This window comes from Rathayibacter sp. VKM Ac-2927, from assembly GCF_022815525.1.
GTDB classification, from domain to species: domain Bacteria; phylum Actinomycetota; class Actinomycetes; order Actinomycetales; family Microbacteriaceae; genus Rathayibacter; species Rathayibacter festucae.
Genome location: NZ_JALGRT010000002.1, coordinates 444,198 through 470,362 on the forward strand (window position 1 = coordinate 444,198; position 26,165 = coordinate 470,362).

Genomic DNA, 26,165 nt, shown 5'->3' on the forward strand with positions numbered 1-26,165 from the left:
GCGGGCTCTACGCCGCGTCGCGCGGGGGCAGACCGCGGCGAGCCCGCTCCTGCGCCTCGATGCGGTCGTAGGCGCGGCGCTCGTTGCGGTCCGAGCGGATCAGCGCGCGCATGATGAACCAGAAGAGGAGTCCGATGGTGACGGTCGGCACGAGTGCCCACAGTCCTTGATTCCACAGCTCCCAGTCCATGGAGGCGATCCTACCCGGCCCGGCCGGGAGCGGGCCCGGAGCGGCCGCTCAGCGAACGGGCCGGACGGACCGGTCCCCCGGCGGCCCGGCGCGGCTCAGCTGCTCTCGATCGACTGGTTGAGGGCCGACGCGTCGGCGTTCAGCCCCTCGAGCTCGGCGCGCAGGCCGTCGTAGATCGCGACGTCGGTGTCGATCGCGGCCCGGGTGGCGTCGATCGCCTCGCCCCGCGCGAGCAGGTCGGCGCGCTCGGCGTCGAACGCGGCGTCCGAGGCGAAGTCGCCGCTGTCCGCCCGGGCGTTGAAGGAGTCGATCTCGGCGTTCAGCGCGTCGTACTCGGCGTTGTTGGCGTCGATGCGCGCGGTGAGGTCCGCGTACATCGCGTCGATGCGGGCGACCAGCTCGGTGATGCGGTCCTCGAGGTCGGTGAAGACCGCCTCGTACTGGGCGTTCAGGCCGACCACGACCGAGCGGTCGGCGAAGTACTCGGCGTAGTGCGCCTCGAGCGCGGGCGGCAGGTCGGCGACCTCGGTGCCGAGGATCGAGTGCAGCTCGTTGACGCGCTCGCCGAGGCCACCGGTGCGGTAGAGCTCCAGGCGCTCGGCGATCGGGCCGTCCTGCGGCAGGGCGGCGTAGGCCGCCTCGAGCTGCGCACCGACCTCGGCCTGCTCGGCGGCGTCCATCCGGACCCACGCGGCGTGCAGCATCTCGTGCGCGGCGGTCACGTCGCGGATCCCGTCGAGGTCGGGGTTCTCGACGTCCGAGATGTAGATGTCGCTGCCGGTGTAGCAGCCGAGCACGATCTCGTCCGAGGCGCCGTAGCCGCAGAGCGCGTTGAAGCCGGCCGTCGGCTCGACCGAGGGGTTCGAGGCGTAGTAGAGGGCGCGGCCGCGGGTGGACATCGCGGTGCGGTCCGCGAAACCGGTGATCGTGGCGTCGGGGGTGAACGACTCCGCCGCCCGCTGATCCGCCAGCGCACGGCCGACATCGGCGGAGTCGACGAGCACCGAGCCGGCGACCGCCGCGCCCACGCCGAACTGCGCGAGGGTGAGGACGCCGGCGACGACCGTCGCGACGATGCTGGATGCCCTGACCACGCCTCGAACCTACTTGACCAGCGGGAAGAGGATGGTCTCGCGGATCCCGAGACCGGTGACGGCCATCAGCAGCCGGTCGATGCCCATGCCCATGCCGCCGGTCGGGGGCATGCCGTGCTCGAGCGCGCGGAGGAAGTCCTCGTCGAGGCGCATCGCCTCGTCGTCGCCGGCCGCGGCCTGGAGCGCCTGCTCGACGAAGCGCTCGCGCTGGACGACCGGGTCGATCAGCTCGGAGTAGCCGGTCGCCAGCTCGAAGCCGCGGACGTAGAGGTCCCACTTCTCGACGACGCCCGGGACGCTGCGGTGCGCGCGCACCAGCGGCGAGGTGTCGACCGGGAAGTCCATCACGAAGGTCGGGCGGACGAGGTCGCCCTTGACGAAGTGCTCCCAGAGCTCCTCGACGTACTTGCCGTGGGTGGGCACGTGCACCTCGACGCCCTCACGCGCGGCGAGCGTCTCGAGCTCGACCAGCGGGGTCTGCGGGGTGATCGCGATGCCGGCGGCCTGCGAGAGGCTCTCGTACATCGAGAGGCGGTCCCACTCGCCGCCGAGGTCGTACTCGGTGCCGTCGGCCCAGGTGACCACGTGGGAGCCGGCCACGGCGAGCGCCGCGTTCTGGATCAGCTCCTGGGTGAGGTCGGCGATGCTCGAGTAGTCGCCGTAGGCCTGGTACGCCTCGAGCATCGCGAACTCGGGCGAGTGCGTCGAATCGGCGCCCTCGTTGCGGAAGTTGCGGTTGATCTCGAAGACGCGCTCGATGCCGCCGACGACGGCGCGCTTGAGGTAGAGCTCGGGCGCGATGCGCAGGTAGAGCTCGGTGTCGAAGGCGTTCGAGTGCGTGGCGAAGGGGCGGGCCGAGGCGCCGCCGTGCATCACCTGGAGCATCGGGGTCTCGACCTCGAGGAAGCCGTGGTCGACGAAGGTCTTCCGGAGGGACGCGTTCACGGTCGAGCGGGCGATGACGGTCTCGCGGGCCTGCGGCCGCACGATCAGGTCGAGGTAGCGCTGGCGCATCCGGGTCTCGTCGCCGAGCTCGTTGTGCAGGTTCGGCAGCGGGAGGATCGCCTTGGCCGCGATGCTCCACTCCGACACCCAGACGGAGAGCTCGCCCCGCTTGCTGGAGAGCACCTCGCCGGCGACGAAGAGGTGGTCGCCCAGGTCGACGAGCTCCTTCCAGCTCGCCAGCGACTCCTCGCCGACGTCGCCGAGCGAGACCATCGCCTGGATCCGCGAGCCGTCGCCGGCCTGCAGCGTCGCGAAGCAGAGCTTGCCGGTGTTGCGCTGGAAGACGACGCGGCCGGCGAGGCCGACCCGCTCGCCGGTCTTGACGTCGGGCTCGATGCCCTCGTGGCGCGCGCGCACCGCGGCGATGGTGTCGGTGACCGCGACGGACACCGGGTAGGCGCCGCCGCCGAGGTCGTCGCCGGCCAGCTCGATCAGGCGCTCGCGCTTGGCCAGGCGCACGGCCTTCTGCTCGGAGGCCTCCTCGGGCGTGGGCTCGGACGGGGGCACGGGGGCGCCGGGAGTGTCGACCATGTCAGAACGCGGGTGCTTTCGGTTGGAGGCGGCGGGCGCGATCAGGCGAGCAGGATCGGGCCGTTGTCGAGGAGCCGGGTGGAGCCGACGACCGCGGCGACGAGCACGAGGGCCGGGCCGCGGTGGTCGTCGTCGACCGGCAGGAGCGTCGCCGGGTTCGCGACGACGAGGTAGTCCAGCTTAACCAGCGGCTCGCCCATCGAGGCGGACTGCGCGGCGGCGATCACGGCGTCGATCCCGCGGTCCGCGGCGGAGGCCGCGGCCTCGAGCAGCAGCGGGATCGTCCGGGCGGCCCGGCGCTCGCGGGCGTCGAGGTAGCGGTTGCGGCTGGAGAGCGCGAGGCCGTCCTCCTCGCGGACGGTGTCCACGCCCTCGATCGCGACGGGCAGATCGAGGTCGCGCACCATCCGGCGGACGAGGAAGAGCTGCTGCGCGTCCTTCTGCCCGAACATCGCGACGTCCGGCTGGACGATGTGCAGGAGCTTCGAGACGACGGTCAGCATGCCGTCGAAGTGGCCGGGGCGCGAGCGGCCCTCGTAGAGCGAGCCGACGTTCCCCGCGACGACGCGGGTGGAGGAGGGGCCGTCCGGGTACATCTCGGCGACGGTCGGCGCGAAGACGTACGCGACGCCGCGCTCCTCGAGCAGGGCGACGTCGGCCGCGAGGTCGCGCGGATAGCGGTCGAGGTCCTCGTTCGGGCCGAACTGCAGCGGATTCACGAAGATCGAGACGACGACGACGTCCGCGATCTCCCGCGCCCGGTCGACGAGCGCGAGGTGCCCGTCGTGCAGGGCGCCCATCGTCGGCACGAGGGCGATCCGCGCCCCGGCGCGCCGCGCCTCCTGCAGGGTCTCCCGGAGCTCGCCGATGCGTTCGATGGTGCTGATCACCCGAGAACCCTACCGGCGGTGCGGAGTCCGGTGATCGAGGAGCCCGCGCCGCGGGCGCCCTCCCCTCTATGCTGATCGAGGAGCCCGCGCCGCGGGCGTATCGAGATCCACCAGCGTCAGAGCAGGAGTCTGCAGACCCGCACTGCTGATGACGTCGGGTCTCGATACGCGCCTCCGGCGCTACTCGACCAGCATGGGGCGCGCCTCCGGCGCTCCTCGGCCGGAGGGCGGCGTCAGCCGGCCGCGCGGCGGAGGGCGTCGTCGACGGAGGAGCGGACGAGGCTGGAGAGGAAGAAGCCGGGCTTGTCGACGCCGATGCCGGCGAGGAGGCCGGCGGCCTGCTCGACGATGGCGGTGGAGAACGTGGTCGCGGTCGAGACGGCCTCGGCGTAGGCGGGGCGGTCCGCCTCCGCGACGGTGACCGGCTCGCCGCCCATCTCGACGACGAGGGCCTGCGCGATCGGCAGCACCGGGCCGGGCGCGGTCACGGCGAAGTACGTCTCCGCCAGGCGCGCCAGGTCGAGGCTGGTCCCGGTGAACGTCATCGCCGGGTGCACGGCGAGCGGGATGACGCCCGAGGCCAGGGCGGGCGCCAGCACGCCGAAGCCGTGCTCCGCCGCGGTGTGCAGCACGAGCTGCCCGGGCTGCCAGGCCCCGGTCGCGGCGAGGCCGGCCACCAGCGCCGCGATCTCGGCGCCGGGGACGGCGATGATCACCAGCTCGCTCCGCTCGACGAGATCGGGGATCGCGAGCACCGGAGCGCCGGGCAGCAGGGCGTCGACGCGCTCGCGGCCGGTGTCGCTCGTCGTGGCGACGCCGACCACGGCGTGCCCGGCGTTGGCGAGCGCGGCACCGAGCACCGGGCCGACGGGTCCGGCCCCGATGATCCCGACGCCGAGGCGTCCGTCGCGGCGGGTGTCAGGCATACGGGTCCCCCTCGGGTGCGGCCCACGCGTCGCGGGGCGTCGGAGCGGCGGCGGCGCGCCGCCCCCAGTGGTGGCTGGCGTCGCGCTCGGCCGCAGCGGTCCCGGCTCGACCCACGCTCTCGAAGAAGGCGACTCCGTCGGCGACGCTCATCACCGGCACCAGCGGCGTGACCGGGCCGGCGACCGTGTGCACGCGCGCCGAGGCCAGCCCGAGCATCCGCTGCAGCGGCCCCTGCTGCACGCCGACGCTCTGCATCCGTGCGAGCGGGACGACCGTGACGCGGCGCCAGACGGCTCCGCTGCGCAGGACCACGACGTCCTCCGCCAGCCGGAAGCCGGTGCGCCGCCAGGAGAAGGGCCGGAGGAGCATCGCCGAGCGGGGCGCGCTCGTGAAGCCGGGGGCGTCCCGGCGGCGCAGCGCGTCGCCGACCGGGGTCGCCTCGGCGCCCTCGTCGTCTCCGGGCAGCAGCAGCGCGAGCACGCGCTCGACGGCGGCGAGGTCGCCGACCGGGAGGATCGTGGTGTTCGGCTCGCCGTTCGCACCGCGGGACGCCGCATGGCCGGCCCGGTCGATCTTCACCTGCCACCAGCCGAACGGCCGCCAGAGCAGCGGCTGGGTGATCTCCACCGCGTGGATCCGGCCGGGCGGCAGGGTGTCGCTGCTGGTCGAGAGCACGCCGTAGCCGACGCGCACGCCGTCCGGCGTCGCGGCGATCGAGTAGCGCAGCGAGCGGACGAACTGGCGGATGTAGTAGCTGCCGGAGCCGATCAGGCCGGGCAGGATCGCGATCAGCACGTAGGGCGAGCCGTAGACCGAGGTGAGGACGACGGCCACGATCGCCACCACCAGGAAGACGGTGAAGCCGCTGAACACCAGGGAGCCGAGCAGCCGCCCGGGCGGGATGGAGACGACCGACTCGGGCGGAGCCTGCTCCTCCGGCTCGGCGAACTCCTCCAGCCGGCGCGCGAGGAAGCCGCCGGCCGGCGCCTCCCCCGCGACCGCCTCCCGCTCGCGCACCCCCGACGCCAGCCGCAGGATGTCGCGACGCAGCGCATCGACCAGCCGCGAGCCGAGGTAGGAGAGCTGCACGTTCGCGTCCTGCCCGGCGACGCTGACCTCGAGCTTGGCCGCGCCGAAGAGCCGGGCGAACAGCGGGCGCTGCACGGCGATGCCCTGGATGCGGTCGAGCCGCGCGCGTCGGTTGGTGCGGAACAGCACTCCCGAGCGCACCTCGACGATCTCGTCGGTGATGCGGAAGGTGTGCATCCGCCAGGACAGCCAGAAGGCGAACACGGCGACGGCGAGACCGGCCGCCACGGCGAGGAGCGCCCAGCCGATCAGCCCGCGATCGATCAAGGCGTCGACCGGGTCGCCGCTCTCGTAATCGCCGGGGCCGGGGAGGAAGAGCTCGAGCAGGCGCTCGCGGAGGTTGGTGATCAGGATGCCGAGGACCACCAGCAGGCCGATCCCGCCCTTGAGCACGGGCGTCGCGGGGTGCAGGCGGTGCCACTCGCCGTCGGCGAGGTCGGTCTCGATGCCGCGGACGGCCGCAGGAGCCTCGCTCACAGGCCGGCCCGGCGCGACTCCGCCAGTTCGACGAGCCGGTCGCGCAGCTCCTCCGCGTCGCCGTCGACGAGCCCGGGGATGCTGACACCGGTCGCCGCGGCGGCCGTCACGAAGCGCAGGTCGGCCAGGCCGAGGGCGCGGGCGAGCGGGCCGCGGTTGACGTCGATCAGCTGCATGCGGCCGTAGGGCACCGAGACGAAGCGCTGGAACATGATGCCGCGGCGGAAGAGCAGGTCGTCCTCGCGCAGCCGGTAGCCGTACGCGCGAGCGCGGCGGGGGGCGACGATCAGCAGCGTGACGGCGAGGATCGCCGCTGCGAGGACGAGGATCCAGGCCCAGTCGACGCCGATCAGCAGCAGGAAGGTCGGCACGGCGAGGAGCACCACGCTGGAGACGACGGCCGAGACGACCTCGACGGCCACGTACTTCGGCGAGACGCGCCGCCACGGACCGGCCAGGTCGAGGCGGCCACCGATCGCGCGCTCGGGACCGACGGAGTCGAGCCGGACGCCCTCCGGGTGGACCGCCTCACGCTCGGACTGAACCGCGTCCGGCTCCGGCTGAACCGCGTCCCGCACGGGCCGGACCGACTCGCGCTCCTGCTCGAGCGCCGCCTCGCGGCTCCGCGCCTCACGCCGGCTCAGCGGCTCCGGGCTCAGCGGCTCCGGAACGGCCGCGGGGGTCGCCTCCTGGTCGTCGGCCATGATGACGTCCTCCCTGCCTGCGTCCGAGCGGGCGTCGGCGTCAGGCGTGGTTCACCTCGCCGACAGCGGGGTCGTCGTCGTCGGTCGGCGGGATGGTGCACAGGTGCTCGGCGACCAGACCGGCCACCAGCAGGACGATCGCGCCGACGATGGCGGCCACGTCCTGCCACACGGAGCCTAGCGAAGGCACCACGGGCCGGCTCAGCAGGTAGACGAGCACCCCGCCGGAGGCCCCGAGGAGCAGAGCGCCGACGAGACTCGACGCCTTCGCCAGCACGACGACGCGCATCGCGCGGAACGGGTCGATGGGGCGGCGGAGCGTCCCCTTGGTCGCGCGGTGGATCGGGATCGCGAAGCCGATCACGAGCGCCGCGACCACCACGAGCGTCAGCGGGACGGTGAGCGGCGGGATCAGCACCGGACGTCCGGCGGAGGCGATGGCCAGGTCGATCAGGAAGCCGGCGACGGCGCCGACGAGGGCCAGGCCGAGCAGGGAGCTGATGCGGGTGCGCTTCACGGAGTGCTGCTCTCGGGGTCGGTGCGGCCGGGGGCGGGGGCGGTCTCGGAGGTTCGCGGGCGCCGCCACGCTATCGCCTCGGGCCGGTCGGTCACCCGGTCCGTCGCGCGGGCGCGCAGCTCGGCGATCGGGCCGCGCCCCGGCAGGACGGCGTGCGGCTCCACGTCGAGCCACGGCTCGAGCACGAAGGCACGCTCGCCGGCCCGGGGGTGCGGGAGCGTGAGGTGCGCGTCGTCGCGGACGACCCCGCCGACCGCGATCAGGTCGATGTCGAGCGTGCGGTCGCCCCAGCGCTCCTCGCCGTCGCCGCGGATCCGCCCGCCGGCGCCCTCGATCGCGGCGGTGGCGGCGAGCAGGTCGTCGGGCTCGAGCGTCGTCGAGCCGATCACGACGGCGTTGAAGTAGGCGGGTGCTTCCTCGTCGGCGCCGTCGAGCTTCCAGGCCGGCGACTCGACCACCTTCGAGACCGCGTCGAGACGGAGCCCGGGCGTCGTCGCGAGCGCGCGGACGGCGGCCTCCAGGTGCGCGAGCCGGTCGCCCAGATTGCTGCCGAGGGCGAGGACGACGCGGCGCTCGGGCAGCAGCCGCTGCTGCCGCGGCCTCACGGGCGGACCCGGGTGATCTGCACCGCGACGTCGTCGAACGGCAGCGGGATGGGGGCGTCGGGCTTGTGCACGGTGATCCGCACCACCTCGGCGGCGGCGAAGCTCAGCGCGACCGCGGCCAGGCGCTCCGCGACGGTCTCGATCAGGTCGACCGGATCGCGGGTGACGGCGTCGGCGAGGGCGATCGCCAGCTCGCCGTAGTGCACCGTCTCGGCCAGCGCGTCGCCGCTCGCCGCGGGAGCGAGGTCGAGCCAGACGGTGGCGTCGATGACGAAGTCCTGGCCGTTCTCGCGCTCGAAGTCGAAGACGCCGTGGTGCGCGCGCACCCGCAGACCCGTGAGGGTGATCGAGTCGCGCAGCGCGAGCGCGGCGGCGTCGAGCGTCGGCGGAGTGGCGGCGGAGCGGGCGGGGTCGGTCACGGGAGCTCCTCCTGGAGGCGGGCGCCGAGCGCGAGGGCGCGGGCGCTCGAACGGACGTCGTGCACCCGGACGCCCCAGGCGCCGCGGTCGACGGCGGCGAGGCTCAGCAGCGCCGTCACGTCGTCGCGCTCCGCCGCGGTCGAGCCGGCCGGCGCGAAGGGCGCGAGGAAGCGCTTGCGGGAGTGGCCGACCAGCACGGGCAGGCCCAGCGAGACGATCGCGTCGAGGTGCGCGAGCAGCGCCCAGTCGTGGCCGCCGTCCTTCGCGAAGCCGAGTCCGGGGTCGAGGATCAGGTGCTCGTCGCGGATGCCCGCCGCGCGGGCGGCGTCCACGCGGCGCTCCAGCTCGGAGCGCACCTCGGCGACCACGTCGGCGTAGGAGGCGAGCTCCGTCATCCCGGCGCTGTGACCGCGCCAGTGCATGGCGATGTAGACCGCACCGCGCTCGGCGACCAGCGGCAGCATCGCCGGGTCGGCGAGCCCGCCGGAGACGTCGTTGACGACGACCGCGCCCGCGTCCAGGGCGGCCTCCGCCGTCGCGGCGCTCATGGTGTCGATGCTGACCCGGACGCCCTCGGCCGCGAGAGCGCGGACGACGGGCAGCACCCGCCCCTGCTCGGCAGCGGCGTCGACGCGCGCGGCGCCGGGCCGGGTCGACTCCCCACCGACGTCGACGAGGTCGGCGCCGAAGGACGCGGGGCCGTCGCCGGCGGGGCGGGTCATCCCGAGTCCGTGCTCGACCGCGTCGTCGACGGACAGCCAGCGACCGCCGTCGCTGAAGGAGTCGGGGGTGACGTTGAGGATCCCGAGGAGCGCGGCGCGGTGGCCGGGTGCGAGATCGGTGACGGCGAGACCCACGTCAGGCCTCCCGGGCGGCGCCGATCAGCGCGATGATCTCGGCGCGCGCGGCGGGGTCGGCGAGGGTGCCGCGGGCGGCGACGGTGACGGTCGAGCTGGCCCTCTGGCGCGCGCCGCGCAGCCGGACGCAGCCGTGCTCGGCGTCGACGACGACCAGGACGCCCTCGGGCGAGAGGCCGGCGTCGAGGACGTCCGCGATCTGCTCGGTGAGCCGCTCCTGCAGCTGCGGCCGGGACGCGACGGTCTCGACGACCCGCGGGAGCTTGCCGAGGCCGACGACCCGCTCACCCGCGCGGTAGGCGATGTGCGCGACTCCGGCGAAGGGCAGCAGGTGGTGCTCGCAGACGGAGCGGAAGGCGAGGTCGCGGACGACGACCGTCTGGGTCGCCGGCGGCTGCTCCCCCTCCTCGACGACCGCGAAGGTCTCGGCGAGGTGCGAGGCGGGGTCGAGGTCGAACTCGCCGAAGAACTCCTCGTACGAGTCGGCGAAGCGCTGCGGGGTCGTCGAGAGGCCCTCGCGGCCCGGGTCCTCCCCGATGGCCGCGAGGAGCTCGGCGACGGCGGCCTCGATGCGCGCCCTGTCGACCGGCACGGTGCTGCTACGCCGTCGTCGGGCGCGGGTTGATCAGCGGCGGCCGCTGCGGGGCGGCGGGCTCGGAGCTCTCCGAGACGACCGCGCCGTCGGTGGCGCCGGCGTCGATCGGCGCCTTGGCCGGCGGCATGGCGATCGGCGGGAGGTCGGAGAGCGGGCGCTTGTCGCTCGAGAGCCACTGCGGGCGCTCGTCGATCTTGCGGACGTCCTTGAAGATCTCGGCCAGCTGGTCGTGGTCGAGCGTCTCCTTCTCGAGGAGGTCGGCGGCGAGGCGGTCGAGGATGTCGCGGTTGGCGTTGATGACCTGCCAGGCCTCGTCGTGCGCCTGCTCGATCAGCTGCCGGGTCTCGAGGTCGACGCGCTCGGCGACCTGCTCGGAGTAGTCGCGCTGGTGGCCCATGTCGCGGCCGAGGAACATCTCGCCCGAGGAGGAGCCGAGCTTCACGGCGCCCACGTTCGAGGACATGCCGAACTCGGTGACCATCTTGCGGGCGATCGAGGTCGCCTTCTCGATGTCGTTCGAGGCGCCGGTGGTCGGGTCGTGGAAGACGATCTCCTCCGCGACACGGCCGCCCATCGCGTAGGCGAGCTGGTCGAGCAGCTCGTTGCGGGTGGTCGAGTACTTGTCCTCGAGCGGCAGCACCATCGTGTAGCCGAGGGCGCGGCCGCGCGGGAGGATCGTGACCTTCGTGACGGGGTCGGTGTGGCGCATCGCCGCGGCGGCGAGGGCGTGGCCGCCCTCGTGGTACGCCGTGATCAGCTTCTCCTTGTCGCGCATGACGCGCGTGCGGCGCTGCGGACCGGCGATGACGCGGTCGATCGCCTCGTCGAGCGCGCGGTTGTCGATCAGCTGCGCGTTCGAGCGGGCGGTGAGCAGCGCGGCCTCGTTGAGGACGTTCGCCAGGTCGGCACCGGTGAAGCCCGGGGTCTTGCGGGCGACGACCTCGAGGTCGACTCCGCCGGCCAGCGGCTTGCCGCGGCCGTGCACCTCGAGGATCTTCTTGCGGCCGAGCATGTCCGGGGCGTCGACGCCGATCTGGCGGTCGAAGCGGCCCGGGCGCAGCAGCGCGGGGTCGAGGATGTCGGGGCGGTTGGTCGCCGCGATCAGGATGACGTTGGTCTTGACGTCGAAGCCGTCCATCTCGACCAGGAGCTGGTTGAGGGTCTGCTCGCGCTCGTCGTGCCCGCCCCCCATGCCGGCGCCGCGGTGGCGGCCGACGGCGTCGATCTCGTCGACGAAGATGATGGCCGGCGAGTTCTCCTTGGCCTGCTGGAACAGGTCGCGGACGCGGCTCGCGCCGACGCCGACGAACATCTCGACGAAGTCGGAGCCGGAGATCGAGTAGAAGGGGACGCCCGCCTCACCCGCGACGGCGCGGGCCAGCAGGGTCTTGCCGGTGCCGGGAGGGCCGTAGAGCAGGACGCCCTTCGGGATCCGCGCGCCGACGGCCTGGAACTTGGCGGGCTCCTTGAGGAACTCCTTGATCTCGTGCAGCTCCTCGATCGCCTCGTCGGCGCCGGCGACGTCGCCGAACGTGACCTTGGGCGACTCCTTCGAGACCAGCTTCGCCTTCGACTTTCCGAACTGCATGACGCGGTTGCCGCCGCCCTGCATGCCCGAGAGCATCAGCCAGAAGAACGCGCCGATCAGGAGGATCGGGAGGAGGAAGCCGAGAGCGGAGAGGAACCAGTTGGTCTGCGGGACCTCGTCGTCGTAGCCGTCGGACGGAGCAGCGGTGGTGACCGCGTCCACGACCTCGGCGCCGCGCGGTGCCACGTAGTAGAACTGCACCTGCTTGCCGTTGTCGCCGTCGTCCTGCGCGAGGGTCAGGTCGACGCGCTGCTCGCCGTCGACGATCTTCGCGGAGTCGACCTTGCCGTCGGAGAGGAGCTGGAGCCCCTCCTGCGTGCTGATCTGCCGGAAGCCCGACATCGTGATCAGCGAGGAGCCGATCCAGACCGCCACGATCGCGAGGACGACGTAGAGAATGGGACCCCGGAAGATGCGCTTGACGTTCATGAATGTTGCGGGCGCAGGCCCGGCACCTTTCTGACGAGGAAATGTGAGTGTCAGGCTACCTCCCGCTCTCTGAGCGCGCGCCACGCGTTCGCCCTGGGCGGAGGAAGCGCGGGCTGGGCGCGGGGCGGCCGCGTTCGGCGCGCGGAACGGGCTCCCGACACTGCCTGCCTGCTGATCGAGTAGCCCGCGCAGCGGGCGTATCGAGATCCACCAGCGTCAGAACGCGAGGCTGCAGACCCGTCCTGCTGAGGACGGCGGGTCTCGATACGCCGCTGCGCGGCTACTCGACCAGCATGCTGGGCGCCACCGCCGCAGGCGTCCTCCGGTCACGCCGTCTCGCAGCATGCTGCGCGCCGCCGCAGCCGGCGGCCTCCGGTCACGCCGTCTCGAGGAGGGGCTCCGGGTCGCGCAGCGCCGGCGTCAGGCCGCGGCGGCGGCGGGCGGCGGCCAGCACGGTGACGGCGAGGGCACCGAGCAGCCAGAGCGAGAGCACCAGCACGGCGTTCGCGACGCCGATGCTGCCGCCCGCGATCAGGGAGCGGAACGCCTCGACCGTGTAGGTCAGCGGCAGCACCCCGTGCACGGCCTGGAAGAAGGCGGGCGCCGTCTCGATCGGGTAGGTGCCGCCCGCCGAGGAGAGCTGGAGCACGATCAGCAGCAGCGCGAGGAAGCGGCCGGGCGCGTCGAGCAGGGCGATCAGCGCCTGGTTGATCGCGACGAAGGTCAGGCTGGTGAGGACCGCGATCCCCATCAGCGCCGGGAGCTGCGCCATCTCGACGCCGACGCCGAAGCGGATCACCAGCGCGGCGAGCACGCCCTGCGCCACCGCCATCAGCGCGCCGGGGAGGTAGCTGCGCAGCGCGATCACCCAGGCGGGCCGGCGGGCGGCGAGCAGGCGCTCGCTCAGCGGCGCGCTCATCAGGTAGAAGGCGAGGGCGCCGACCCAGAGCGCGAGGGCCATGAAGTACGGCGCGAGTCCGGAGCCGTACTCGGGCACGCGGTTCAGGCGCTCGGTGTCGAGAGCGACGGGGGCCGCGGCGACGGCGCTGAGCGCGTCCGCCTGGTCCGACGTGTAGGACGGGACGTCGGCCGCCCCGTCGGCCAGCTTCCCGGACAGCGTCTCGGAACCGGAGGCGAGGGAGTCGACCCCTGAGGCGAGGCTGCCCGCGCCGGTCGCGGCGTCCGCGCTGCCCTGCGCGGCGGAGTCGGCGCCGGTGGCGAGGGCGTCGGAGCCGGAGGCGAGCGAGGCGGTGCCCGAGGCGAGTGCTCCGGCCCCGCTCGCGGCGGAGTCGAGGCCGGTCGTCAGCGGGCCGACGCTGCCGGCGAGGGTGCCGGTGCCGGCGGCGACCTGCGCCGCTCCGGAGTCGAGGGACGCGGCGCCGGTCGCGAGGGACTGCGCCCCGGTGCTGAGCGACTGCGCGCCGGAGTCGGCGGAGGCGGCTCCGGAGGCGAGCGACTGCACGCCGGTCGTGAGGTCGGCGGCGCCGGAGGACACGGAGGCGGCGCCCGCGGCGAGCGCGGTCAGCCCGCCCGAGGAGTCGCCGACGAGCGCCGAGGACCCGGCGGCGAGGCTCTGCGCGCCCTGGTCCGCGGCGGTCGCTCCGGACGAGACCCCGGCGGCTCCCGACTCGAGCTGCGTGAGGAGGGCGAGGCGCTCGGTGTCGGTGAGGGTGCCGTAGCCCGCGATCAGCGACCGGAGGCCGGTGTCGACCGTCGCCGCTCCGGTGGCCAGGGCGGGAGTGCTCGCGGCCAGCGCCGCCGAGCCGTCGCGCAGCGTCCCGGCGCCGGCGAGCGCCGCCGTCGCGCCGCCGGAGACGGAGGAGGCTCCCTCGGCGAGGGACTGCGCGCCGGTCGCGGCTGTCGCCGCTCCGGAGGACAGAGCGGCGGTGCCGTCGGCGAGGGTCGCCGCTCCGGTCGCCAGGTCCGCGGCTCCACCGTCGAGCGACTGCGCACCCGTGGCGACCGACTGCGCACCGGCGTTCAGCGCGGCGGCGGACGACGGCAGCGCGGACGTCCCGTCGGCGAGCTGCTGCAGGCCGGAGGAGAGAGTCGCCGCTCCGTCCGCAGCGGAGTCGGCCCCGGTGCGGAGCGAGTCCGCCCCGGTGGCGAGCTGCGCGGTGCCGTCCTGCAGCTGCTCGACGCCGACGACGAGCTCGTCCGAGCCGCTCGACGCGGTGGCCGCGCCGTCGGCGAGCTGCGTCGCGCCGTCGGCGGCCTGCTCGAGGCTGTCGTGCACGTCCGTGAAGCCGACGTAGACGTTCTTCAGGTACTCCTCGCCGACCTGCTTCTCGAGGGTCTGTGTGACCGTGCTGCCGATCGTCGCGGCGATGTTGCCGACGATCAGGTTGGCGCCGTCGTTCGTCGCGATCGACAACCGGGCCGCGGTCGCCGCCGACGGGTCGTCCCCGCCGACCGAGGCGACGTCGGCCGAGAAGCCGGCCGGAACGGTCAGCACTGCGTAGACGGCGCCGGAGGCGAGCTCGCTCGCGGCCTCGTCGGCGTCGGTCCGCGTCCAGTCGAAGTTCGAGGCGGAGGTGCTCGTCGTCAGCTCGTCGGTCAGCGCGTCGCCGAGCGCGAGGGCCGAGCCGTCGGCGGCGGTCGCGCCGGTGTCCTCGTTCACGATCGCCGCGGGGACGGTGTCGAGGTGGTGGGTCGGGTCGAGGTTCGCCGAAGTCAGCAGGCCCGCGTAGATCAGCGGGATGAGCGCGATCGCGGAGAAGACGACGACGAGCCGCGGGGAGACGGAGCGCAGACGGTGGAGGAGCCGGGGTGAGCGGCGGGTGGCGGAGGCGGGCATGGTCCTTCTACTTCGAGGAGTCGGTGGCGGGTGCGGTGAGCCGCGGCGATGCGACTCCGGTGACGAGGAGCTCGGCGATCTCGGCCGAGGCGGCGGCGACCGGGCGGCGGTCGTCGCCGTCGAGCAGCCAGCCGACGACGAGCCAGACGGTCCCGGCGGCGAGGAAGACGGCGAAGCGCTCGACCCGGGCGCGGTCGCCCGCCTCCTGCGCGGCCAGCGGCGAGAAGGCGAGCAGCCGCTGGGCGAGGAAGGCGACGACCGACTCCTGGACGGAGCGGGCGGTGCCACCGCTCAGCGCGCGGCGGTAGAAGTCGGCGTGCTCGAGCAGCCCCGAGAGCAGGCCGCGGACGACGCGCGGCACCGCGGTCTCCCAGTCGTCCTGCGGCGAGGGCGGCACGACGGCGGCGAACAGCGCGTGCATGCGCTCGAGCGCGGCGGCCTCGACCAGCGAGGGCACGTCGCCGAAGTGCTGGTAGAAGGTCGGCCGGCTGACGCGGGCGGCCGAGCAGAGGTCGGTGATCGACGGCTGCTCGTCGCCGGGGTGGTCGAGCGCGACCGTGATCGCGGCGATCAGCTGCTCGCGCGAGCGGGCGAGGCGGGGGTCGGCCATGGTGCCTCCTTTACGTTCGTAATCTACATTACAACCGTAAAGGAGCGGGAGGAAGCATTGCGGTGGAGCGAGCAGTTCGCGCCGCCTACATGCCGATCGCGGAGCACCCCTTCATGCTGATCGAGTAGCCCGCGCAGCGGGCGTATCGAGATCCACCGTGGTCAAGAGGGAAGTCCGCAGACCTTCCTGCTGACGACGCCGGGTCTCGATACGCCCCTCCGGGGCTACTCGACCAGCATGAGAGGGAGACAGCAGCACTCCCGTTGCATGCTGATCGAGTAGCCCGCGCAGCGGGCGTATCGAGATCCACCGTCACCGGACGTCGAGTCTGCAGACCTCCCTGCTGACGACGCCGGGTCTCGATACCCCCCTGCGGGGCTACTCGACCAGCATGGTGGCGCTCGGAGCGTCAGGTGGTCGGTGCCGCTCCGTCGGGCTCGGCGGCGAGGATCGTCGCGATCTCGGTGGTGTCGATCACGAGGGTGTCGTGCGGGGTGAGGCCCGGGCTCTTCGGGGTGGGCACGGGCAGGCGGACGAGCAGCGCGCCGGGGTCGACGCTGAAGCGGCCGCTCGTGGTGCGGCCGATCGGGTCGCCGTCGAGCTCGGCGAGCACGGGCTGGTCGAGCGAGAAGGAGAACTCGCGCCCCGGCCACTGGTGCAGGGACGCGAGGCCGTTGCGGTTGCCGGTCGCGACGTCGAGAGCGAGGCCGAAGCGGCGGCGCAGCAGCACCAGCTCGAGGTCGCCGTCGTCGAGGACCGCGCCGGCGGCGAGCTCGATGTTCGCCACGACCGAGCTGCAGTTGCAGGCCAGCACCATCAGGGTGCGGGTCGGCGGCTCCGGCTTCCCGTCGATCGTCAGCGTCACCTCGAAGCCGGCCTTGAACATCACCTCGGCGCCTGCCGCCACGTAGGCGCCCCAGCCGACCCGTTTCTTCAGCTCGTCGTCGGTCTTGTCCATGATCTCCGCGTCCAGGCCCACGCCGCCCATCACCATGAAGACGCGCTCCTCGCCGTCGTCGAAGGTCGCTGTGCCGACGTCGATCGCCCGGTCCTGCCCGAGCAGCGCGATCTCGACCGCGTCGGCGAGCGCACCGAGCGGGATCCCGAGGTTGCGGGCGAGCAGGTTGCCGGTGCCGCTGGGCAGCAGTCCGTAGGGAACAGAGGTGCCGCGCAGCACCGAGGCGACAGCGCGCACGGTGCCGTCGCCGCCCATCGCGCAGACGAGGTCGGCGCCCGACTCGAGCGCGGCCCGCGCGGCTCCGGCTCCGGAGTCGTCGGCGCTGGTCTCGAACCAGAGCGGCTCGCGCCAGCCGGCCCGGCGGGCGACCGTGGCGACCACGTCCTGCGCCGCGCCGACGTCGTCGAACTTGCTCGGATTGATGACGACGGCGACCACGGGTCGCGCGGCCGTGGATCTCGCGGAAGGGGCTCTCACGCACTCAGTCTGCTGTGCCGCGCGCCGGCTCCCGCACCGTGCGCCGCTCGAGGGTCGCCGCCGCCTCCGTCGCGAGGACCGCGCCGAGCTCGGCCGAGAGCGTCGCGGGCAGGGTCGGCGGGGCGTCCCAGCGCGGCCCGGCGAGCAGAATCCCGCCGCGCTCGCTCGAGCGCCAGAGGGCGTCGACGCTGCCGGTGACGAAGCGGCGGATCCGCGTGGCGGACGCGGCGTCGACCCCGTCCGCCGTCGCGAGGTCGACCAGGTGCCGGTAGGCGATGCCGCCGAAGAGCGCGCCGTCGCCCGCACCCTGGTCGACGAAGACGCCGTCGGGTGCGAGGCGCGTGAGCAGGTCGTCGGCGGTGCGGGAGGCGTGCGCGAGCAGCCGTCCATCCGGACGCAGCCGGTGCAGCGCCAGCGCCGCGCCGATGTAGACGCCGTGGTTGTAGCTGAACGCCCAGTCGTCGCGGGCCGAGCCGCCCTCGCGGCCGATGCCGTCGGCGACGAAGCCGGTGTCGTCGTCGCGCAGGCGCACGTGCAGCCAGTCGAAGGCGGCGCGGGCCAGCTCCTCGCGGCCGTCCGGGCGGAGGCGCTCCAGCCGGGCGCCGAGGATCGCGAACGGCCCGTTCGCCGGCGCGTTCTTGTAGTCGAGCTGGCGGCGGCGCCAGGCGAGGCTCGCGCCGTGCCGGAGGTTCCAGCCGCGTGCGACCGCGAAGCGCCAGAGCCGGTCCGCGCGGTCGAGCCAGCGCCCCTCCCCGGTCGCCTCGCCGAGGCGGGCCAGCGCGCCGCCGAGCCACATCATGTCGTCGAAGTAGCCGTTGACCAGCCGGCCGCCGTTGCGGAGCCGGACGGCACGGTGGATCCGCGCGGCGCGCTCGAGGTGCCCGGTGTCTCCGGTGCGCTCGAACGCGTCGACGGCGGCGTCGATCGCGTGCGCGAGCCACCAGTAGTCGAACTCGAGATCCGCGCGCAGCGACGTCGGGTAGCTCACGTGGTAGCCGAGCACCGGCACCGCGAAGAGCCGCTCGAGGCTCGACTGCGCCGCGTCCGCGCGGGCGACGGCCACGGACCGGTCAGGCGTAGACGTGGGGAGCGAGGATCGCGACATCGCGGAGGTTGCGGTAGCGCTCGGCGTAGTCGAGGCCGTAGCCGATGACGAAGTCGTTCGGGATGTCGAAGCCCACGTACGCGACGTCGACCTCGACCTTGGCGGCGCGGGGCTTGCGGAAGAGCGCGCAGATCTCGACGGACTCCGCGCCGCGGCTGCGCAGGTTGCCCTGCAGCCAGGAGAGCGTGAGGCCGGAGTCGATGATGTCCTCGACGATCAGCACCTTGCGGTCGGTGATGTCGGTGTCGAGGTCCTTGAGGATCCGCACCACGCCGGAGGACTTGGTGCTGCTGCCGTAGGAGGAGACGGCCATCCAGTCCATCACGATGTCGAGCTTGAGCTCGCGGGCGAGGTCCGCCATCACCATGACGGCACCGCGGAGCACCCCCACGATGAGCAGGTTCTCGCCGGCGTAGTCGCGCTCGATGGCGCGGGCCAGGTCGCGGATCCGCTCGTGGATCTCGGCCTCGGTGAAGAGGACCTCGGTGATGTCGTCGGCGATGTCGGCTGCTTCCACCCGGCCACTCTACGGGCGGGGACGCCCTGCTCCCCTCCGCGAGATGCCACTTGTGCACGCCTTCCACGGCGTGTCGCGTGCACAAGTGGCATCTCGCGGAGGGGAGATCACACGGGGGCGAAGACGAGGGTTGCGGAGACCCGGGTGGCTCGGACGCCCGGGAGGTCGACGCCCTTCTGGCCGTGCCAGTCGGTGACGAGGGCGGCGACGGCGAGGGTCTGGGCGCGGGAGAGGGCGACGCCGAACTCGTTCTGCACGACGAGGCGGATGATGCGCTGGCGCAGCGCCGGCGGGTCGGCGGCGAGGCCGCGCGCGTCGACCGTGACGTGGCCGTCGTCGTTCTGGCCGACGAGCTCGAGCGCCCAGTCGAGCGCCATCGCGTCGAGCGCGTCGCCGTCCTCGCGGAGCTGGTCGGCCGTGCGGGCGAGCGCCTCGGCGACTCCGGGGCCGAGCTCGTCCTCGAGCACCGGCAGCACCGAGCGGCGCACGCGGACACGGGTGTAGCGCGGGTCGTCGTTGTGCGGATCGCTCCAGGGCTGCAGCCCGGCGTCCGCGCAGGCGGCCATGGTGCTCGAGCGCCGGATCCCGAGCAGAGGGCGCCGCAGCACCCCGCTCACCGCCGCCATGCCGTGCAGACTCGCGGCGCCCGCGCCCCGGGCCAGCCCGAGGAGCACCGTCTCGGCCTGGTCGTCGAGGGTGTGCGCGAGGAGGACCGCCGCGGCACCCGTCGCCTCGACCGCGTAGTCGAAGGCGCGGTACCTCGCCGTGCGGGCCGCCGCCTCCGGCCCATCGCCATCCGGCAGCACCGACACGACCTCGCGCAGCACGGGGGCGAGACCGAGGGTGTGCGCCTGCTCCGATGCGTGTCGCGCGACCTCCGCTGATCCGTCCTGGAGACCGTGGTCGACGATCACGGCGCCGGCCCGCCGACCGCCGCGCTCGGCCTCGAAGGCGACCGCCGCCGCGAGGGCCAGCGAGTCGGCTCCGCCGCTCAGCGCGACGAGCACCAGAGCCCCCGGGTCGAGCTCGTCGAGGCTCGCGCGCACCGCGCGCCGGATGTCGGCGACGGCGGGAGTCAGGCGGGGGCGATCGGGCACATCAAGTAACGTTAGGCCAGCGATCCGGCCTGCGAGCGCGCGCGTCCGCACGAACTCCCCCGGCCGGTCCGACCCGCCGATGCGCCGCCCGCGGCGCCACCGACTCAAGGAGCGAACATGGCCGCATACGACGTCGTCGTAGAGATCCCCAAGGGCAGCCGCAACAAGTACGAGGTCGATCACGAGACCGGTCGCGTCTACCTCGACCGCGTGCTCTTCACCTCCTTCGTCTACCCGACGGACTACGGCTACTTCGAGAACACCCTCGGCCTCGACGGCGACCCCGTCGACGCGCTGGTGCTGCTCGAGTACCCCGTCTTCCCGGGCGTGGGCGTCTCCGTCCGCCCGGTCGGCGTGCTCAACATGAGCGACGAGGCCGGCTCCGACGCCAAGGTGATCGTGGTCCCCGCGAAGGACCCGCGCTGGCAGCACATCCAGGACATCTCGGACGTCCCGGAGCAGACCAAGAACGAGATCAAGCACTTCTTCGAGCGCTACAAGGACCTCGAGCCCAACAAGTGGGTCAAGGTCGAGGCCTGGGGCGACGCCGCCGAGGCCGAGCAGATCGTCCAGGACGGCATCAAGAAGCTGGCCGAAGAGGGCCACTGACCCTCACGGGTCTTCTCACGACGGAACCCGCCCCGTCGAGTCGACCGGCTGCTGCCGGCGCCTCGAGGGGGCGGGTTCTCGTGTCTTCGGGCGGTGCTGCCCGGGCGGCGCTACGCCGTCGGGCGGCCGACCATGCCGGTCGGGGTGCCCCAGATCGAGTGCACGCGCACGGGCGAGTTGGGGTTCGGCGCCTCGATCATCTGGCCGTCGCCGAGGTAGATCGCGACGTGGTAGTAGTCGCCGGGCGAGTCGGACCAGAAGAGCAGGTCGCCGCGCTGACGCTGGCTGTAGGGGACGAGCTTGCCCTCGTTCGCCATGGTGTTGTACTGGTTCGTCGCGGAGTGCGTGCCGATGTACTCGCCGGCGCTCGCGTACGACTGCTTGGTGAGACCCGAGCAGTCCCAGACGTCCGGGCCCATGCCGCCGAGCACGTAGCGCTCGCCGAGCTGCGCCATCGCGTAGGAGATCGCGGTCTCGACCTGGTCGACCTGCGGCTCCGGGTTCGCCACCGGGACCGGCGCGGGCTGCGGTGCGGCCGGCTGCGGGAGCTGGACGGCGGGCTGCTGCGCGGGGGCCGCCGGCGCAGCGGGCTGCTGCGGTGCCGGCTGCTGCTGCGGCGCCTCGGGCTGGGGGGCGACCGGCTGCTGTGCGATCGGGGCCGAGGGCTGGTTCGCGGCCGGCGCGGCCGGGCGGGAGCCGGACGAGGCGGAGCCGGACGACGAGCCCGACGAGGGCTGAGCGGCGGCCGGTGCCGCGGCGACGGGCTGGGCGGCCGCAGCGTCGGCCTCGGCCTTCGCGGCGGCTGCGGCAGCGGCCGCGGCGGCCTTGCGCTCCTGCTCGCCGGCGAGGAACGCGGTCTCGATCTCGACGGTGGAGTCCTTGAGCAGGGCGAGCTGCGCGATGAGCTCCTCCGACTTCGCCTCCTGCGCCGCGAGGGCACTGCGGGCGGAGGCGGCGGCGTCGTCGGCGCCCGTGCGGGCTTCGTCCGCGGCGTCGGACAGCTTCTGGTGCTCGACGACCGCGACGTCGGCCTGCTCGGCGAGCGACTCCGCGGTCTGCTTGTCGGCGAGGGCGTCGGCGTAGACGCGCTGCGACTGCTCGGAGAGCTGCGACATGGCGCCGAGCTGGTAAAGCAGGTCGCCCGCGTCCTGGCCCTTCGCGACGAGGCTCATCGAGAGGTCGCCGCCGGCGGAGCGGGAGAGGTGCGCGGCGAGGAGGCCGGCCCGCATCTGCGACGTGTGCGCCGTCGACGCCGCCGCGTTCGCGCGGTCCTCGAGCTCGGTGACGGCGGCGGCCGCGGCGTCGAGCGCCTCCTGGGCCTGGCGCCAGGCCTCCGCCTTCTTCATCGCGACGAGCGAGGCGTCGTCGACCGAGGTCTGCAGCCCGCCGATCAGCGCGGTGATCGAGTCGATCTCGGCCTGCTTGCTCGCCTCGTCGGTCTTCGCGTTCTGGACGTCGTCCCACGAGGGGTACGACGGGTCGTCGGCCTGGGCCGGCACGATGCCGAGCGACGCCGTGACGGCCGTCACCGCGAAGGCAGCCGAGACCGCCAGCGGAAGACGGCCCTTCCAGGCCCGCTCACGCGGGGCGGGGGTGAAGCTGCGGGCGGTCTTCTGCGCGTCAACCAAGTGTGACTCCTCGTGCGGCCATGAAGGGCTGAGCGTCGACGGCGGTGCCGTTGACGCGGGTCTCGTAGTGCAGGTGGCAGCCGGTGGACGCGCCGGTAGTGCCGACGGCGGCGATCTGCTGGCCCGCCTCGACCCGCTGGCCGACGCTGACGTAGATGCCGCCGGGCATGATGTGCGCGTAGCCGGTGCTGATGCCGTCGCCGTTGCTGATCTCGATCCAGTTGCCGTAGGTGCCGAACCAGCCGGCGTAGGTCACCGTTCCGCTGTGGGCGGCGAAGATCGGAATGCCGCAGCCGCCGGCGATGTCGGTGCCGCGGTGGTAGGAGCTGGTCGAGCCGCCGCCGGTGGAGAGGCTGCCGCGGGGGCCGAAGGTGCCGGTGATGCGGCCCGCGGCAGGACGAACCCAGCCGGAGTCGCTGACCGCGGTCGAGCCGCCGCCCGGGGACGGGGCGACCGGGGCGCTGTAGCCACCGCCGCCGCCGGATCCGCGGGAGGGAGCCGCTGCCGCCGCGGCAGCCGCGGCCTCTCGGGCGGCCGCCGCCTGCTGGCGGGCGAGCTCGGCCTGCGCCTGACGGGCGGCCTCCTGCTCGGCGAGGATGCGCTGGCGCTCGGCCTCGCGCGCCGCGACCCCGGCCTCGTACTCGGCGACGGTCGTCGACTCGGTGTCGCGGAGCGCGGCCAGCTGCTGCTCGAGCACGATGCTCTGGTTCTGCTGCTCGGTGAGCGCGGCCTCCGAGGCGGCCTGCGCGGCCGTGGCCTCGGCGAGCTTCGCCTCGGCGGCGACGCGGAGCTTCTCCCGCTCGGCCTGCGCGACCTTCGCCTGGTCGCCGAGCGACTCGGCGGTGTTCTTGGTGGTGCTGGCCTGCTCGTAGATGGCGTTGGAGCGCTCGACGAGCTTCGTCATGTTGCCGATGCGGCCGAGGAGGTCGTCGGCCTTGCCGCCCTCGCCGTCGAGGAAGATGTTGACCGAGAGGTCGGTGCCGGTGGTGCGGTAGAGCTGAGCGGCCAGGAGGCCCGCCTGCTGCGTCGCGGCGTCGGCCTGGTCGGCACTGGCGGTGGCCTTGGCCTCGAGCTCGGTCGCCCGATCCGAGGCGTCGTCGAAGTCCTGCTGAGCCGCGAAGTACTCCTCGCCGCGCTGCTCGGCGACCTGCTGCGCCGCCGCGACCTCGCTCTGCAGGCCGTCGATCAGCGAGAGGATGCTGTCCACCTGCGCGGCCGCCGCCTGGGTGTTGCCCTTCGCCGCCTCGACGTCGGCCCAGCTGGGGTACTCGACCGCCTGCGCGGGAGTGGCGACCAGCAGACCCGCGACCAGGGCCACCGCGGCCGAGACGAGGGCGGTGCCGCGGAGACGGCCGATCCGCGGCGCGCCGGAGCGGCGTGCGGGGCGGTTTCGGCGCGAAGAGTGGATCATGGGACCTCGGTGCTGGAGACGGACTACTCCCCCGACGGCGGTGCGGCTCCGTCGCGAGGAAGTGGCGATTCCGACCCACACTAGCCAAGCCCTCCCCGTACGCCTAGGGATCGGCGTCGCCCGTCCGGGGCACAGGCGCGCATCGACGTGCGGGGGCCGACCCGCGATCGGCGCCCCTCGAGGGCCGATTTTGCATATCCGGCCGGCTGTCCCTATGCTTGCGTGTCGGTAGTCATGGTGGGTCGGCCGCAGGGTCGCCCCGGCGAGCTTCCGGCCCCATCGTTTAGTGGCCTAGGACACCGCCCTTTCACGGCGGCAGCACGGGTTCGAATCCCGTTGGGGTCACGGATGAGGACTACCACCGCAAGAGAAGTGCACCACCGCAGAACGGCCGGAGACGGACGGGATGTGAAAATCGAACAGCCTCGAAGGCAGTATGCTTGTCTTCGCAACGAGGCCCTGTAGCGCAGCTGGTTAGCGTGCCGCCCTGTCACGGCGGAGGTCGCGGGTTCAAGTCCCGTCAGGGTCGCAGAGAGGCCCTTCCGAGAGGAAGGGCCTTTTCCAGGAGACGACTCGTTCGTCTCCTCGCGGCATCGATGTCCTCGGACATCCTCGGCTGCAACGGCTCTGTAGCTCAGTTGGTAGAGCGCACGACTGAAAATCGTGAGGTCACGGGATCGACGCCCGTCGGAGCCACGGAAACCCTCGCCTAGCTTCTACATGGCGGGGGTTTCTTCCGTTAACGGGTCGTTCCCGAGCCCCACCGATCGGGCCGCGCCTCACTCCGCAGAAGTCGTCGTACTCGATGCAGGAGTACGACGGATCTCGCGCAGCAGAGTTCGAGAGCGGCTGCTCGGCTCGTCGGATCGGCCTCGGCTCGCGAGAACGGCTCGATCCTGCGAGCCGGACGTGGTTCTGCGAGCCCGAGGTGCGCTCCGGGCGCTCAGCTGGGCTGCGTAGCCTGAGCGGGCCATGAATCCCGCCGCCTTTCCGCCGCCCGATCCGTCGACCGTCGCTCCTGAGCAGCCTGCCGTCGCCGCCGCGCCGCCGCACGGTGGGCCCGTCTTCGCCTGGGCGCCGCCGCCCGAGCCGCAGCCGTCGGTCGACGCTCCGTACTCCTCTCTCCTCTATCTGCCGGATCCGCGGGTGCGCTGGGGACTGCCGACGGCGGCGCTGACGATCGCCGGGATCGTGCTGCCGCTCGCGCTGCTGATCGTGCTGTTCGGCTTCGGGGTGCTGCCCTACTCCCCCGGGCTCGTGTTCGCGGGGTCGTTCGCCAGCTACCTGGTCGCGCTCGTCATCCCGTTCGCGGCGTCGAGGCTCCGCGGGCTGGGGTCGCTCGCCGCGGACTACGGGCTGCGGTTCCGCTGGATCGACGTGCCGATCGGCATCGGGCTGGGGATCGGCGTGCGGATCGCGATCGTCGCCGTGCTCATCGTGTTCTCGCCGCTGCTGGGCGAGGCGGAGAGCAACCTCGAGCTCGACCCCGACCCGCTGTGGTTCGTGCTGAGCTCCGTGATGATCCCGGTGCTGGTCGCTCCGATCGTCGAGGAGATCCTCTGCCGCGGGGTCGTCATGCGGGCGGTCCGCAACCGGATGCTGCGGACGAAGGGCGACGCCGCGCCGCCGACCCGCGGACGGCGCGTCTGGGCGGCGGTGTTCAGCGTGATCGCGTCGACGCTGGTCTTCGCTCTGCTGCACGGGCACCAGATGGTGAACCCCGCGACGGTCGTCACGCTGGGGACGACGACGGTGATCGCCGGGCTGGCGCACGGTTGGATCTCCACGGTGACCGGGCGGCTCGGCGCGGCGATCGTGTCGCACGCGACGCTGAACGGGTCCGCGGTGCTGCTGCTGGTGCTGGTGACGGCGCTGGGGTAGTCCCGGGGACGGCGGATCTCGATACGCCCGCTGCGCGGGCTACTCGATCAGCATGAACGGTGCCGCGGGTCAGACGTCGAGGATGCGGAGGACCGGGTCGAGCGGGAGCTCGCCGCGGACCTGGCGGTGCAGGCGCTCCATGTCGGCGTCGAGGGCGGCCGCGGTGCGTGCGGCGTCGGACAGGCCGTCGAGCAGCTGCTGCGGGACCTGGCGGTCGTACTTGTAGTAGATCTTGTGCTCGAGGCTGGCCCAGAAGTCCATCGCGATGGTGCGGAATTGGACTTCGACGCAGACGTCGACCGAGCCTCCCGAGAGGAACACCGGCACCTCGACGATCGCGTGCAGGCTCTTGTAGCCGTTCTCCTTCGGAGTGGCGATGTAGTCCTTCACCTCGAGGACGCGGACGTCGGCCTGCGTGGTGAGCATGTCGAAGACGCGGTAGACGTCGGAGACGAAGCTGCAGGTGATCCGGACGCCCGCGATGTCGGTGACGGCGGCGGCGATGCCCTCGAAGGAGGTGTCGCAGCCCTTGCGCTCGATCTTCTCGATCAGGCTGTCGGCCGACTTCAGCCGGCTCGACACGTGCTCGATCGGGTTGTACTCCCGCATCTCGCGGAACTCCTCCTGCAGGATCGTCACCTTCGTGACGATCTCGTCCATGCCGAACTTGTACTGCAGCATGAACCGCGCGAAGTCGTCGCGGAGGGCGCGGATCTCGGCGACCGTCCCGGCGTCGAGCGCCTGCGCGACCTCGTCGCTGAGCGGGGGGACGGCGGGCGCCGCGCGGTCGGGAGATCGGGGTTCCACGGGGAGTCACCCTACGCGCGGGCACCTCGGGCCCGGATGTGAAGCGCCATCGGGGTTCCGAGGAGTCGCTGCTCCGTCACGCGGGGGACGACCCGCTCGATGTCCGCTGGCTAGCGTCGGAGGATGTTCTCCGCTCTGAACGTCTTCGGCATCCTCTACATCGTCGCGGCCATCGCGGTCGTCGTGATCGTGCTCGTGCTCGCCGTGCTGCTCTGCCGGCTCGCGATCGCCGCGCGCGAGAACCAGCTGGCGACCGTGCGCCTGCGCGAGCTGCAGATCGAGCGGCTGCTCCTCGACGAGGAGTGAGCACGGCGGCCTGCGCGGCGCTCGGGCGAGCGCGCCGGCCGGAAG

Annotated in this window: 25 protein-coding genes and 3 tRNA genes; 6 read left to right on the forward strand and 22 right to left on the reverse strand. The window is 73.1% G+C overall.

The genetic code is table 11. The features are described from left to right. Positions 1-7: 7 nt before the first annotated feature. From MT353_RS07300 to tilS, 19 genes are all read right to left on the reverse strand, one after another. Positions 8-190 carry a hypothetical protein gene (locus MT353_RS07300; protein WP_123446793.1) on the reverse strand — a complete coding sequence of 61 codons (183 nt, stop codon included), beginning with the start codon at positions 188-190 and terminating at the stop codon, positions 8-10. Positions 191-285: 95 nt separating this feature from the next. After that, positions 286-1,284: a hypothetical protein gene (locus MT353_RS07305; protein WP_243623988.1), complete on the reverse strand. Its 999-nt coding sequence runs from the start codon at positions 1,282-1,284 to the stop codon at positions 286-288. Positions 1,285-1,293: 9 nt separating this feature from the next. After that, entirely contained in the window at positions 1,294-2,820 is a 1,527-nt protein-coding gene (gene lysS, locus MT353_RS07310; RefSeq protein WP_123736616.1) for a lysine--tRNA ligase, read from the reverse strand. Positions 2,821-2,861: 41 nt separating this feature from the next. Next, a complete protein-coding gene (gene panC, locus MT353_RS07315; protein WP_243623989.1) occupies positions 2,862-3,710 on the reverse strand; it encodes a pantoate--beta-alanine ligase in 849 nt (282 codons plus the stop codon). A 233-nt stretch (positions 3,711-3,943) separates the two neighbouring features. Next, positions 3,944-4,636, reverse strand: a complete 693-nt coding sequence (locus tag MT353_RS07320; RefSeq protein WP_243623990.1) for a Rossmann-like and DUF2520 domain-containing protein — start codon at positions 4,634-4,636, stop codon at positions 3,944-3,946. After that, positions 4,629-6,203, reverse strand: a complete 1,575-nt coding sequence (locus tag MT353_RS07325; protein ID WP_243623991.1) for a PH domain-containing protein — start codon at positions 6,201-6,203, stop codon at positions 4,629-4,631. Before MT353_RS07325 ends, MT353_RS07320 begins: the two co-directional genes overlap by 8 nt. Beyond that, positions 6,200-6,679 (reverse strand): PH domain-containing protein, encoded by a 480-nt coding sequence (locus tag MT353_RS07330; protein ID WP_374204701.1) that lies wholly within the window; start codon positions 6,677-6,679, stop codon positions 6,200-6,202. Before MT353_RS07330 ends, MT353_RS07325 begins: the two co-directional genes overlap by 4 nt. A 268-nt stretch (positions 6,680-6,947) precedes the next feature. Further along, positions 6,948-7,424, reverse strand: a complete 477-nt coding sequence (locus MT353_RS07335; protein ID WP_123446799.1) for a DUF3180 domain-containing protein — start codon at positions 7,422-7,424, stop codon at positions 6,948-6,950. Next, positions 7,421-8,029, reverse strand: a complete 609-nt coding sequence (gene folK, locus MT353_RS07340) for a 2-amino-4-hydroxy-6-hydroxymethyldihydropteridine diphosphokinase (protein WP_243623993.1) — start codon at positions 8,027-8,029, stop codon at positions 7,421-7,423. The genes MT353_RS07335 and folK overlap by 4 nt, the downstream gene beginning before the upstream one ends. Further along, complete coding sequence (folB, locus tag MT353_RS07345; RefSeq protein WP_243581149.1) at positions 8,026-8,448, reverse strand: dihydroneopterin aldolase; 423 nt, start codon at positions 8,446-8,448, stop codon at positions 8,026-8,028. Before folB ends, folK begins: the two co-directional genes overlap by 4 nt. Further along, positions 8,445-9,305: a dihydropteroate synthase gene (gene folP, locus MT353_RS07350; RefSeq protein ID WP_243623994.1), complete on the reverse strand. Its 861-nt coding sequence runs from the start codon at positions 9,303-9,305 to the stop codon at positions 8,445-8,447. The genes folB and folP overlap by 4 nt, the downstream gene beginning before the upstream one ends. Before the next feature lies 1 nt (position 9,306). After that, entirely contained in the window at positions 9,307-9,897 is a 591-nt protein-coding gene (gene folE, locus MT353_RS07355; RefSeq protein WP_123446802.1) for a GTP cyclohydrolase I, read from the reverse strand. 7 nt (positions 9,898-9,904) lie between these two features. Beyond that, complete coding sequence (ftsH, locus tag MT353_RS07360; RefSeq protein ID WP_123705529.1) at positions 9,905-11,917, reverse strand: ATP-dependent zinc metalloprotease FtsH; 2,013 nt, start codon at positions 11,915-11,917, stop codon at positions 9,905-9,907. Between the two features lie 376 nt (positions 11,918-12,293). Continuing rightward, on the reverse strand, positions 12,294-14,714 hold the full coding sequence (locus MT353_RS21505; RefSeq protein ID WP_279400580.1) for a YhgE/Pip domain-containing protein: 2,421 nt from the start codon (positions 14,712-14,714) through the stop codon (positions 12,294-12,296). A gap of 7 nt (positions 14,715-14,721) precedes the next feature. Then, positions 14,722-15,324 carry a TetR/AcrR family transcriptional regulator gene (locus MT353_RS07380; protein WP_243623995.1) on the reverse strand — a complete coding sequence of 201 codons (603 nt, stop codon included), beginning with the start codon at positions 15,322-15,324 and terminating at the stop codon, positions 14,722-14,724. Between the two features lie 409 nt (positions 15,325-15,733). After that, the gene (locus tag MT353_RS07385; protein ID WP_243598139.1) at positions 15,734-16,759 is read right to left on the reverse strand and encodes a diacylglycerol kinase family protein; all 1,026 of its coding nucleotides are present in this window, start codon (positions 16,757-16,759) and stop codon (positions 15,734-15,736) included. Positions 16,760-16,763: 4 nt separating this feature from the next. Continuing rightward, entirely contained in the window at positions 16,764-17,822 is a 1,059-nt protein-coding gene (locus MT353_RS07390) for a glycoside hydrolase family 76 protein (RefSeq protein ID WP_243623996.1), read from the reverse strand. Positions 17,823-17,829: 7 nt separating this feature from the next. Beyond that, positions 17,830-18,381, reverse strand: coding sequence for a hypoxanthine phosphoribosyltransferase (gene hpt, locus MT353_RS07395; RefSeq protein WP_123446809.1), 552 nt, complete (start codon positions 18,379-18,381; stop codon positions 17,830-17,832). Between the two features lie 107 nt (positions 18,382-18,488). Beyond that, positions 18,489-19,478, reverse strand: a complete 990-nt coding sequence (gene tilS / locus MT353_RS07400) for a tRNA lysidine(34) synthetase TilS (RefSeq protein WP_243623997.1) — start codon at positions 19,476-19,478, stop codon at positions 18,489-18,491. Positions 19,479-19,595: 117 nt separating this feature from the next. On the opposite strand from tilS, the gene ppa reads away from it, so the two are divergent. Further along, the gene (ppa, locus tag MT353_RS07405) at positions 19,596-20,087 is read left to right on the forward strand and encodes an inorganic diphosphatase (RefSeq protein ID WP_123446811.1); all 492 of its coding nucleotides are present in this window, start codon (positions 19,596-19,598) and stop codon (positions 20,085-20,087) included. A gap of 110 nt (positions 20,088-20,197) precedes the next feature. Here ppa and MT353_RS07410 read toward each other — a convergent pair whose 3' ends face one another. Then, positions 20,198-21,715, reverse strand: a complete 1,518-nt coding sequence (locus MT353_RS07410) for an NlpC/P60 family protein (protein WP_243623998.1) — start codon at positions 21,713-21,715, stop codon at positions 20,198-20,200. Further along, complete coding sequence (locus tag MT353_RS07415) at positions 21,708-23,126, reverse strand: M23 family metallopeptidase (RefSeq protein ID WP_243623999.1); 1,419 nt, start codon at positions 23,124-23,126, stop codon at positions 21,708-21,710. The genes MT353_RS07410 and MT353_RS07415 overlap by 8 nt, the downstream gene beginning before the upstream one ends. Positions 23,127-23,398: 272 nt before the next feature. Between MT353_RS07415 and MT353_RS07420 the strand changes: the two genes are divergently transcribed. The 4 genes from MT353_RS07420 to MT353_RS07435 all read left to right on the forward strand — a co-directional run bounded on the left by MT353_RS07420 (position 23,399) and on the right by MT353_RS07435 (position 25,007). Beyond that, positions 23,399-23,471 (forward strand) — tRNA-Glu (locus MT353_RS07420). Positions 23,472-23,581: 110 nt separating this feature from the next. Continuing rightward, positions 23,582-23,655 (forward strand) — tRNA-Asp (locus MT353_RS07425). A gap of 94 nt (positions 23,656-23,749) precedes the next feature. Further along, positions 23,750-23,822: transfer RNA gene (locus tag MT353_RS07430), tRNA-Phe, on the forward strand. Between the two features lie 276 nt (positions 23,823-24,098). Then, positions 24,099-25,007: a CPBP family intramembrane glutamic endopeptidase gene (locus tag MT353_RS07435; RefSeq protein WP_243598134.1), complete on the forward strand. Its 909-nt coding sequence runs from the start codon at positions 24,099-24,101 to the stop codon at positions 25,005-25,007. 69 nt (positions 25,008-25,076) lie between these two features. Here the strand turns inward: MT353_RS07435 and MT353_RS07440 are convergent, their stop codons facing one another. Then, positions 25,077-25,688, reverse strand: a complete 612-nt coding sequence (locus MT353_RS07440; RefSeq protein WP_243624224.1) for a GTP pyrophosphokinase family protein — start codon at positions 25,686-25,688, stop codon at positions 25,077-25,079. 249 nt (positions 25,689-25,937) lie between these two features. Between MT353_RS07440 and MT353_RS07445 the strand changes: the two genes are divergently transcribed. Then, complete coding sequence (locus tag MT353_RS07445; RefSeq protein WP_123446814.1) at positions 25,938-26,120, forward strand: hypothetical protein; 183 nt, start codon at positions 25,938-25,940, stop codon at positions 26,118-26,120. The last annotated feature ends 45 nt before the right edge of the window (positions 26,121-26,165 follow it).